The organism is Streptomyces sp. UW30 (assembly GCF_008042075.1).
Lineage (GTDB): Bacteria > Actinomycetota > Actinomycetes > Streptomycetales > Streptomycetaceae > Streptomyces.
In genome coordinates, this window is the sequence record NZ_RDBN01000046.1 from 65,670 (window position 1) to 75,978 (window position 10,309).

Genomic DNA, 10,309 nt, shown 5'->3' on the forward strand with positions numbered 1-10,309 from the left:
GTAGAGAACGTTTTCCATGCCGACCACACCGACCACACCCGCCCCACCTCGACGCCGCCCCCGGGCTGCGTGCGGTGCTGCACTCGGCCGGCTCGGTGAAGGGCGAAGAGGTCCTGCGACCGGCTGCGCCAGACGAGTCTTCCCCGGCTGGGGGCTGGTGCCCGGCATCGGCAACCATGGCCGCCGGGTCGGCGTCATCGGGGCCTCGCGCATCGGACGCAAGGTGATCGAGCTGCTGCGCCCCTTCGGCCAGGTCCCCGCCCTCACCGACCCGTACGGCGACGACGCGGGCGCCGCCGCCCTCGGCGTGTCCCCCTCCCGCTCGACGACCTGCCGCGCACCTGCGACGTCGTCACGATCCACGCCCCCGCGACCCCGGAGACCCGCCACCTCGTCGGCCCCCGCGGGCTGGCCCTGATGCCCGGCGGGGCGGGCCAGGGGAACGAGGCGGTCCGGCTGGGACGCGCGGGCGTCGAGGAGGCGGCCCGGCTGGTGGCGGGCAGGGAGTTGGCGTACCCGGGCGACCCTGCGGCGCCGGCGCGGGAGGCGTGGAGAACGGTCACTGCCGCTGTTCCCGACGTCGATGGCGGCGGCCTCGGCGATCGAGGAGATGCCTGACACATACACCCGGGAGGGGACCCGATGCGGCCTCGGCCCGGGCGGGGGCATACCGTGAGGAGTCGTACGCCTGAGCCGGGAGGAGATTACGGATGGGCAGCCGCACCGCACTGGTCGAGGACCTGATGGAGCGATTCCCGCACGTTCCGCGGGAGGCCGTCTTCAAGGAGGATCTGCTCCGGGGCGGGGTGGCCTTCGACCCGTCGGCCCTGAGCGACAACGAGGGCGGCGAGGTCAAGCCGAAGTCGTACTTCATCTTCTCCTTCGACCACGGCACCCTGCCCGAGCTCGGCGAGGCCGCGCTGCGTCGCCCGCCGGAGGAGATCATCCTCACCGGCGGCCCGTACGAACTGCGCCGGACCGTCGTCTCGGTGCGCGTGAACCCGACGTCGCCGTACCGCGTGGCGGCCGACGAGGACGGGATGCTCGGGCTCTACCTCGACGGCAAGCGCATCTCCGACGTCGGGGTGCCGCCCATGCCGGAGTACTACCGGCACACCCTCTCCAACGGGAAGTCGGTGATGGAGGTCGCCCCGACCATCCAGTGGGGCTACCTGATCTACCTGACCGTCTTCCGGGTCTGCCAGTACTTCGGCGCCAAGGAGGAGTGCCAGTACTGCGACATCAACCACAACTGGCGCCAGCACAAGGCGGCCGGGCGGCCCTACACGGGCGTGAAGGACGTCGACGAGGTCCTGGAGGCCCTGGAGATCATCGACCGGTACGACACGGCGAAGACCTCCACCGCCTACACCCTCACCGGCGGCGCCATCACCTCCAAGCTCCAGGGCCGTGACGAGGCCGACTTCTACGGCATGTACGCCAAGGCCATCGAGGAGCACTTCCCGAACCGCTGGATCGGCAAGGTCGTGGCCCAGGCCCTGCCCAAGGACGACGTCCAGCGCTTCAAGGACTACGGCGTGCAGATCTACCACCCCAACTACGAGGTGTGGGACGAGTACCTGTTCAAGATGTACTGCCCGGGCAAGGAGCGTTACGTCGGCCGCGACGAGTGGCACAAGCGCATCCTCGACTCGGCGGAGATCTTCGGCGCGCGCAACGTCATCCCCAACTTCGTCGCGGGCGTGGAGATGGCCGAACCCTTCGGCTTCACCACCGTCGACGAGGCCATCGCGTCCACCACCGAGGGCCTGCGCTTCTTCATGTCCCAGGGCATCACGCCCCGCTTCACCACCTGGTGCCCCGAGCCGACGACCCCGCTCGGCAAGGCCAACCCGCAGGGCGCGCCGCTGGAGTACCACATCCGCCTGCTGGAGGCCTACCGCGCCACCATGGACGACTTCGGTCTGTCCTCGCCCCCCGGCTACGGCCCGCCCGGCCCCGGCAACGCGGTGTTCTCGGTGAGCTCCTTCATGGACAGCCTGCCGGCGGAGAATTCCGCCACGGTGTAGCTGAGACGGACAGACCGCCGCGCCCGTACAAGTGACTGCACTTGTACGGGCGCGGCGGTCTGTCATGACATGTGAACACGGCGCTTGTCAGTTGTGTTGAATACGTGAAAGGCTCATGCCCTGCCGCGAGGTTCCCCCCAACTCCATTGCCAATATGGCGAGTTGACCTCGCATGTGGATGCAGGAGACCCATGCCCGACCTGCCGACTCCCCAGGACGCCACCGAGGCCGCGCTGTTCTCCGAGTGCTGGGACGCCGTGTTGTCGTACGCCGACCTGTGCACGGCCGGGTCCTCGGCGGCCAACCAACTGGCCGCCGAGGCGTTTTCCGCCGGCATACGCGAGGCCCGCGAGGCCGAGACCTTCAAAAGCGCCGGCCGCCGCCCGGCCCGCCTGCCCCGGATCCCCCTCCTCCTGACCGCCGTGCGCACCACGGCGGCCGCCTGGGAGGAGAGCGGGCAGGGACACAAGCTGGACCCCGACCTGCGCCTGTGGCTCAACTCCGACAAGGCCGCCCGCTACACCGGACTCCCGCTCCAGCGCCCGCTCGCGCTGCGCGGACTGCGCGACATGCAGGAACCCGACGCGGCGTTGCTGTGGCTGGCCGAGGTGGAGGCGCTGCCGCAGGCCGTGGTGGCCCGCCGGCTCGGCCTCGACCCGGCCACCGTCGCCGACGAACTCGCCGAGGTGCGCCGCCTGTTCCGGGACCGCTGCCACCGCAACCACCTCGACACGCCGATGGACGCGCGGTGCCGCAGCTACGCCCGCCTCCTCGACGCCGTCACCCGCTCCCACGCCGCCGAGGCGCCCGGTGACCTCTCGCGTCACCTCGCCACCTGTGTGCAGTGCGCCGAGGCCGCCGCCTGTCTGCGGCTGCACGGCGGCGGGCTGCCCGGCGCCCTGGCCGGCGGAGTGATCGGCTGGGGCGGCCTCGCCTACCTGGAGCGCCGCCGCCGGGCCGCGGAGGTGCGCCTCGGCGCCGGGCGCGCCGACCCGGCGGACGCGGGACCGCCGGACCCCGGCGCGCACAAGGCGCGCGTCGTGCGCAGCGGCCTGCTGGTCGCCGCCGTCCTGGTCTCCGCGCTCGCCCTCGCCGTGTCGATGATGCCGGGCGGCTCCACCGGTGACGGCGCCGCGGCCGGCGGTGCCCCGTCCGAGGGGCAGCCGGTCGCCGACCCCGGCTTCTCCCTGCCGGTGACGGCCGCGACCCGGCCGCCCACGGACTCGGCCGACTCCGCCACCCCGTCGCGGAGCGGTCCGCGCGAGGACTCGCCCGAGCCGAAGAACCCCGAGCCCGAACCCCAGGGCACCCAGTCGTCCACGGCACGCGAGGACGACCCGGAACCGTCCGAGAGCGCCTCACCGACGTGCGAGGTCGCCTACGACCTCGTCAACGAGTGGCCCGACGGCTTCCAGGCCACCGTCACCGTCAGCACCGAACAGGCCCTCGACGACTGGCGCGTCGCCTGGTCCTTCCGCGACGGCCAGGAGGTCGGCCAGATGTGGGACGCGAACTTCGCCCAGAACGGCACCCGGGTCACCGCCACCGCCGCGGACTACAACAGGACGGTTCCCGCAGGCGGCGAGCTGGCCTTCGGGTTCCTGGCCTCCTGGGAGGGCGAGAACTCACCGGCCTTCGACTTCACGCTGAACGGCGACGACTGCACGTCATAAATCGGTTGACGGGCCTTCGCGGTCCCGGGCTAGAGTGACAGCGGTTCAGAGCGGTGGCTGTCTTTGCGACGAGCGCTGCCCGCATCCAGATCATCAAGTCCACCTCCGTGGCCGCCGGCTGAACCCAGAATCCACTTCCTTCCGCGCCGTGTGCGCGGCTGCCGGGGCCTGTCTTCGTGAAGGGTCACCCGTTGACTTCCACCTCTGTTTCTTCCGCGTTGGCTCCCTACGGCTGGGACTCCTCCTGGGCCGACGCGTTCACCCCGTACGACGCCGAGGGGCTGCTGCCCGGGCGCGTCGTGCGGGTCGACCGCGGGCAGTGCGACGTCGTCACCGCCGACGGTGTCGTACGCGCCGACACCGCGTTCGTCACCCCGCACGATCCGATGCGGGTCGTGTGCACGGGCGACTGGGTCGCCGTCGAACCGACGGGCAACCCGCGCTACGTACGGACGTATCTGCCGCGCCGTACCGCCTTCGTACGCTCCACCTCCTCCAAGCGGTCCGAGGGGCAGATCCTCGCCGCCAACGTCGACCACGCCATCGTCGCCGTGTCGCTGGCCGTCGAACTCGACCTCGGCCGTATCGAGCGCTTCCTCGCCCTGGCATGGGAGTCCGGCGCACAGCCGGTCGTGGTCCTCACCAAGGCCGACCTCGTACCGGACGAGGTGACGCTCTCGTACCTCGTCCAGGACGTGGAGACCACGGCGCCGGGTGTGCCGGTGCTGACCGTCAGCGCGACGATGCGGGACGGGCTCGACGTCCTCACCGCGGTCGTCGGCGGCGGTACGTCCGTGCTGCTCGGACAGTCCGGCGCGGGCAAGTCGACGCTCGCGAACGCGCTGCTCGGCGAGGACGTGATGGAGGTCCAGGCCGCGCGTGACGTCGACGGCAAGGGCCGCCACACGACCACCACCCGCAACCTTCTCGCCCTGCCGGGCGGCGGTGTCCTCATCGACACACCGGGGCTGCGCGGTGTCGGGCTCTGGGACGCCGAGGCCGGCGTCGGCCAGGTCTTCTCGGAGATCGAGGAACTGGCCGGCCGGTGCCGCTTCCAGGACTGCGCGCACGAGAGCGAGCCGGGGTGCGCGGTGCTGGCCGCCGTCGWCGACGGCGAGCTGCCGGTACGACGGCTGGAGAGCTACCGCAAGCTGATGCGGGAGAACCAGTGGATCGTGGCCAAGACCGACGCACGGCTGCGGGCCGAGATCAAGCGGGACTGGAAGCGGAAGGGGGCGGAGGGGCGCGCGGCGATGGAGGCGAAGCGGGGAAATCGGCGGTAGCGCCTCCTGGGGGCGTGCCGGGGAGCAGCCTCATCTGCCGGCCGGCGGCTGCGGGTTCGTCGTGGCTGGTCGCGCAGTTCCCCGCGCCCCTGGGGGACGTTGCAGTGCCGTGTCCGATTTCCGCTAGCAGCTCAGCCTGTCCCGGCGGAGACTGGACAGCGTGATGGACGAAGACACCAGGTACGAGGCGGTGCGCAGCCGTGACGCGCGGTTCGACGGCGAGTTCTTCTTCGCCGTCGAGACCACCGGCATCTACTGCCGCCCCAGCTGCCCGGCGGTCACGCCGAAGCGGCGCAACGTGCGGTTCTTCCCGACGGCCGCCGCCGCGCAGGGCTCGGGTTTCCGGGCCTGCCGGCGGTGCCGGCCGGACGCCGCGCCGGGGTCGGCCGCGTGGAACGTACGCGCCGACGTCGTGGGGCGTGCCGTGCGGCTGATCGGCGACGGGATCGTCGACCGGGAGGGCGTCGCCGGGCTCGCCTCGCGGCTCGGCTACAGCGCGCGGCAGGTGCAGCGGCAGCTCACCGCCGAGCTCGGCGCGGGCCCCGTCGCGCTGGCCCGGGCCCAGCGGGCGCACACCGCGAGGGTCCTGCTCCAGACCACCGACCTGCCGATCACGGAGATCGCGTTCGCGGCCGGGTTCGCCAGTGTGCGGCAGTTCAACGACACGATCCGGGCGGTGTACGCCTCGACCCCGAGCGAGCTGCGCGCCGCCGCGCCGAGGGGTGGCCGGTCCTCCGGGCGTACGGCCACCCCCTCGGCCGGCATACCCCTGCGGCTCGCCCACCGGGGCCCCTACCAGGCCGGTACGGTCTTCGACCTGCTGGCCCGGGAGGCCGTGCCCGGCATCGAGGAGGTCTCCGGCCCGCACGGGAGCCGCACCTACCGCCGCACGCTGCGTCTGCCGCACGGCAGTGCCATCGTCGCGGTGGGGGAGAGGCCGGGTGGAGCGGGTGGAGCGGGGCGGGAGGGCGGCGAGGCCCATCCCGGCGGCTGGCTCGACGCGCGGCTTCATCTCACCGATCTGCGCGATCTGACCACCGCCGTGCAGCGGCTGCGGCGGCTGTTCGACCTGGACGCCGACCCGTACGCCGTCGACGAGCGGCTCGGTGCCGATGCCCGGCTCGGACCGCTCGTCGCCGCCCGGCCGGGACTGCGGTCGCCCGGTGCGGCCGACGCGGAGGAACTGGCCGTACGGGTGCTGGTGGGGCCGGCGACGGCCGAGCGGCTGGTGCGGCGGTACGGGAAGGCACTCGACGCGCCGTGCGGCAGCCTCACCCATCTGTTCCCCGAACCGGCCGTCCTCGCCGAGGCCGAGCCGCACGGCCCCCTCGGCGCGCTGACCGCCGCCCTCGCCGACGGCGCCCTGCGGCTGGATCCGGGGGCGGACCGGGACGAGGCGCGGGACGCGCTGCGCGCTCTGCCCGGACTGGACCCCGGCACGGTCGCCGCCGTCCGGACCCGTGCCCTCGGCGATCCGGACGTCGCCCCGCCCGGCGTCGACGCCCCCGACGGCTGGCGCCCCTGGCGCTCCTACGCCTGGCAACACCTGCGTGCAGCAGGGGAGTTGGAGTACTGATGACCAGCAGGACAGACAAGACCACCAGGACCGGGATGACAGCCAGGACCGGGATGACAGCCAGGACCGACATGACCACCACCCCGACCCACTGGACCGAGCTCGACAGCCCGCTCGGCCCCCTCCTCCTGACCGCCGCCCCCGCCACCGGCGCCCTGACCTCCCTGTCCGTGCCCGGGCAGAAGGGCGGGCGGACCGTCCAGGACGGCTGGCGGCGCGACCCCGCGCTCTTCCGCGCGGCCGAGGAACAGCTCGCCGCCTACCTCGCCGGTGAACTCAAGGAGTTCCAGCTGGAGTTGAGCACGAACGGCAGCGAGTTCCGGGAGCGGGTGTGGGCCGCCCTCGACGACGTGCCCTACGGGGCCACCACGACGTACGGCGAGATCGCCTCGCGGATCGGCGCCTCCCGCGCCGCCGTACGGGCCGTCGGCGGCGCGATCGGCGCCAACCCGCTGCTGATCGTCCGCCCCTGCCACCGGGTGATCGGGGCCGACGGCTCCCTGACCGGGTACGCCGGCGGCCTCGACCGCAAGGTGACGCTGCTGACGCTGGAGGGCTCGCTCCGGGCCGCGCCGTGACGTCAGTCGTCCGCCAGCCCCCAGCTGCGGACCCACCGCGGACGGATGCGGATGACCTCCTCACTGAAGTACGGGCCCAGTTCGTCGCTGAAACCCGTCATACGGCCAGCGAAACACGCATCCACGGCCGGCGCATCGGCTGCTCGTCCCAGGTCCGTGGGCCTACTCGGCAGGGAGCCCCCAGCGCGGCGCCTCACCGTTCGGCCGCACCGGCGCGATCGTCAGGTCGGGCCGCTCGCCCCGGGCCGTGACCAGCGCCGATTCCCCCTTCGACAGGGCGATGCGGATCGCCCCTTCCCCGGCGTCGGAGTAGCGCAGCGGACGGCCCCGTCCGTCCCGCACCTCGACCGGGCCCGCGATGCCGTGCCGTACGACGCAGGGCGCACCCGCCTCGCTGGTCAGCCGCACCCAGCGGGTGACGCCGCCCGCGCGGACCGCCGACAGCAGGAACGCGCCCTGCGTCCGGAAGCCGTGCACCGTCACGTCCGCCCATGCGTCCGGGAGGGCGGGGAAGACGCGGATCGCCCCGCCCCAGGACTGGCACACCATGTCGTGCAGCGACTGTGCGGCCGACAGCGGAGTCTCGATGACCGGGCCCGACTCCTTGTACATGGTGTTGGGCTGCACGAACCTGCTCATCAGCTCGCCGAGGTACGTCAGCGCGTCCTCGCCCTTGCCGAGCAGCGCGGACATCGACGCCGCGCCGGTGAAGGTGTAGCCCTGCAGGGCGCCCTCGAAGCCCACCCAGTGGGCCAACGACCGCTCGATCAGGGCCCGTTCGTCGGCGGTGCGGCCGGTCAGCTCGTACAGCGGGTACACCGCGAGCAGGTGGGAGTAGTGGCGGTGGGACTTCGCGAACGGGATGTCCGCGCCGATCATGAAGCCGTTCGCGTCGGTCGGGTACGGCGCCCGCCTGGCCAGCACCTCGCGCCAGCGCGGCGCCAACTCGTCTTCGACACCCAGGAGTTCGGCCGTGTCGAGGAGCGTGCGGCAGCCCCAGGTCAGCAGCATCAGGTCGTAGTTGCAGTCGCGTGAGTCGCCGCCGTATTCCGGGGAGAACGTCGCCGGCAGGTGCAGCTTGCCGTCGCCGCCCGGCTCCAGGAAGTGCAGGTAGTAGTTGATCGCCTTGCGCAGCAAGGGGTGCAGGACGTCTCGGAGGATCGACTCGTCCATGGTGTGGCGGTAGCTGAGCCAGACGTTGTGCAGGGCCCAGGTGAGGTTGCCGACCTCGGGGGTGGGCGGGTCCTGGCCGGGGATGCCGACGCCGTAACCGGTGAGCGGGCCCGCGGCGCCGTTGATCAAGGCCGGGTCCGTGGTGCGCGGGATGCCCAGGGAGTCGGCGCGGTACGGAGCAGGCGTCTCCTTGGCCAGGTTGTCCCGGAACTCGCTCAACGACCTTGTGATGGCGTCGAGTTCGAGGTGGTTGGAGCCGTGGATCAGCCAGTACTCCAGCTGTGCGTTGAGGTTCCACCAGGTGTTGGGCCACGGGGTGGGCTCCAGCCAGGGGCCGCTCGTCGCCATCACCGGGGCGTCGCGGCGGGCGGCGGAGGCGGTCTTGTAGAGCTGGATCCAGTAGAAGCGCTGCATGCGGGCGTCGGGGAGGGAGAGGAAGCTCTTGCGGTAGTAGGCGTGCCACCAGGCCCGGTGCGTCGTCGCCAGCGCGGAGTAGGGCAGCGCTCTCGTGCGGCCTACGGCCTTCAGCGCCCGGTCCAGCGCGGACGTCCCCGGGTACGAGTGCGCGACATGGACGTACAGCGTCCGCGTCCCGCCCCGGCTCCGCTCCCGCCACGCCGTCACGTGCTGTCCGCCCGCCAGCAGGGGCTGCACCGCGGCGGACACACCGTCGTGCTCGGCGACCTCGGCCGGCGGGTTGCCCCGGTAGCCGTCGGGCAGCGGCTTGAAGGCCGCCCGGGGGCTGATCGCGTCCGCCGGGTGAAAGACCCACCGGAAGTCGCGCTCGCCGGCGCTCGGGGTGACCTCGACGGCGAGGACCGAGCGGTCGTTGTGCACGAGGGCCCGCAGGGTGAGCGTGCCCTTGTCCGTGGTGAGCGTGCCGGTCAGCTCGGCGTCGCGCAGGCCGAGCCGCCAGTCCACGCCGGTGATCGTGCCCGCCGGCTCCAGCGTGAAGTGGCCGATCGGGAGGCGGGCCAGCCCGAACAGCGAGCCGAACTCGGGGCGGTGATCCTGCACCTCGGAGTGCTGGACGTTGAAGCGCACGGCGCTCGTCGCGGCGCCGGGCTCGGCGTAGATGCCGGAACCGAGGAAGCCGTTGCCGAGGAAGGGGCCCTCGTACCAGGTCGCCGGCATGCGCCGCCAGACGAGGTCGGCGTCGTCGAGGACGGTGCGCCAGGGGTCGGAGCCGGGTCGGGAGGCGGTTTGCGGGGCGGCCGCGCTCGCCTGTGCGGGCAGTGCGCCTGCGAGGAGGGTCCCGCCGACCGCGGAACCGGTGGCGAGGACGGTACGTCTGGACGGGCTGGGCATGGCGCGCCTCCCGGCGGCTCGTACAGCTGCGTGGAGATTCATCGGAGCTATCCCGGGACGCAACGTAGAGAACACGCCATCGGTCGTCAATAGTGGGGTAGTGGGTGGGGAGTGAGAAGGGAGAGACCCGATGTATCAGCCCCAGATCACGGCGCCCAGCCACGCCCCCGCGATCAGCTGGCAGGTGAAAAGCTCCGCCAGCACGCTCGACCCGCCCGACCGCATCGCCGTCCGCAGCGCGGCCCTCGCCTCGCCGTGGCGGCCCAGGCGGAGCCGTTCCTCCAGGTAGATGCCGGCCATGAAGCCGGGGATCGAGCCGAGCACGGGGATCAGGAAGAAGCCGAGGAAGGAGCCCACCCCGGCGTACACGGTCATACGGCGGCTTGCCCAGTTCGGACGCATCCGGCGCGGTGGCAGGGCCCAGCGCACCACCTGGGAGAGGAACAGCGCGACGGTGGCCCCCACAAGCACCCACCACGCGACCGGCTGGGGATCCTTCAGCGCCCACCACATGACCGCGGCCCACACCAGCCACGACCCCGGCACACCGGGCACCAGCACTCCGCACAGGCCGAGCAGGAGGACCAGAGCGACCAGCAGGAGGTCCGAGACTCCCATCTGACCAGACTGCCGGAGCCCGCGAGAACGCGCAGTTCAACGATGCCGCAGGGGGTGCGCCCCGTCACCC

Annotated in this window: 7 protein-coding genes and 1 pseudogene; 6 read left to right on the forward strand and 2 right to left on the reverse strand. The window is 72.4% G+C overall.

Annotation, left to right across the window (positions count from 1 at the left end; all coding sequences use genetic code 11):
- Positions 1-47 precede the first annotated feature (47 nt).
- The 6 genes and pseudogenes from EAO75_RS32710 to EAO75_RS32735 form a co-directional block, all read left to right on the forward strand.
- Positions 48-618 (forward strand): annotated as a pseudogene (locus EAO75_RS32710) (NAD(P)-dependent oxidoreductase); the annotation flags it as partial.
- Positions 619-710: 92 nt separating this feature from the next.
- Positions 711-2,030: a radical SAM protein gene (locus EAO75_RS32715; protein WP_147998788.1), complete on the forward strand. Its 1,320-nt coding sequence runs from the start codon at positions 711-713 to the stop codon at positions 2,028-2,030.
- A gap of 191 nt (positions 2,031-2,221) precedes the next feature.
- A complete protein-coding gene (locus tag EAO75_RS32720; RefSeq protein ID WP_147998789.1) occupies positions 2,222-3,703 on the forward strand; it encodes a cellulose-binding domain-containing protein in 1,482 nt (493 codons plus the stop codon).
- A gap of 191 nt (positions 3,704-3,894) precedes the next feature.
- Entirely contained in the window at positions 3,895-4,986 is a 1,092-nt protein-coding gene (rsgA, locus tag EAO75_RS32725; RefSeq protein WP_147998790.1) for a ribosome small subunit-dependent GTPase A, read from the forward strand.
- Between the two features lie 163 nt (positions 4,987-5,149).
- Positions 5,150-6,562 (forward strand): DNA-3-methyladenine glycosylase 2 family protein, encoded by a 1,413-nt coding sequence (locus EAO75_RS32730; RefSeq protein ID WP_147998799.1) that lies wholly within the window; start codon positions 5,150-5,152, stop codon positions 6,560-6,562.
- A 53-nt stretch (positions 6,563-6,615) separates the two neighbouring features.
- Positions 6,616-7,140: a methylated-DNA--[protein]-cysteine S-methyltransferase gene (locus tag EAO75_RS32735; RefSeq protein WP_410092503.1), complete on the forward strand. Its 525-nt coding sequence runs from the start codon at positions 6,616-6,618 to the stop codon at positions 7,138-7,140.
- Between the two features lie 162 nt (positions 7,141-7,302).
- Here the strand turns inward: EAO75_RS32735 and EAO75_RS32745 are convergent, their stop codons facing one another.
- Positions 7,303-9,621, reverse strand: a complete 2,319-nt coding sequence (locus EAO75_RS32745; RefSeq protein ID WP_147998791.1) for a glycosyl hydrolase family 95 catalytic domain-containing protein — start codon at positions 9,619-9,621, stop codon at positions 7,303-7,305.
- 135 nt (positions 9,622-9,756) lie between these two features.
- Positions 9,757-10,239 carry a DUF456 domain-containing protein gene (locus EAO75_RS32750; protein ID WP_147998792.1) on the reverse strand — a complete coding sequence of 161 codons (483 nt, stop codon included), beginning with the start codon at positions 10,237-10,239 and terminating at the stop codon, positions 9,757-9,759.
- Positions 10,240-10,309 lie beyond the last annotated feature (70 nt).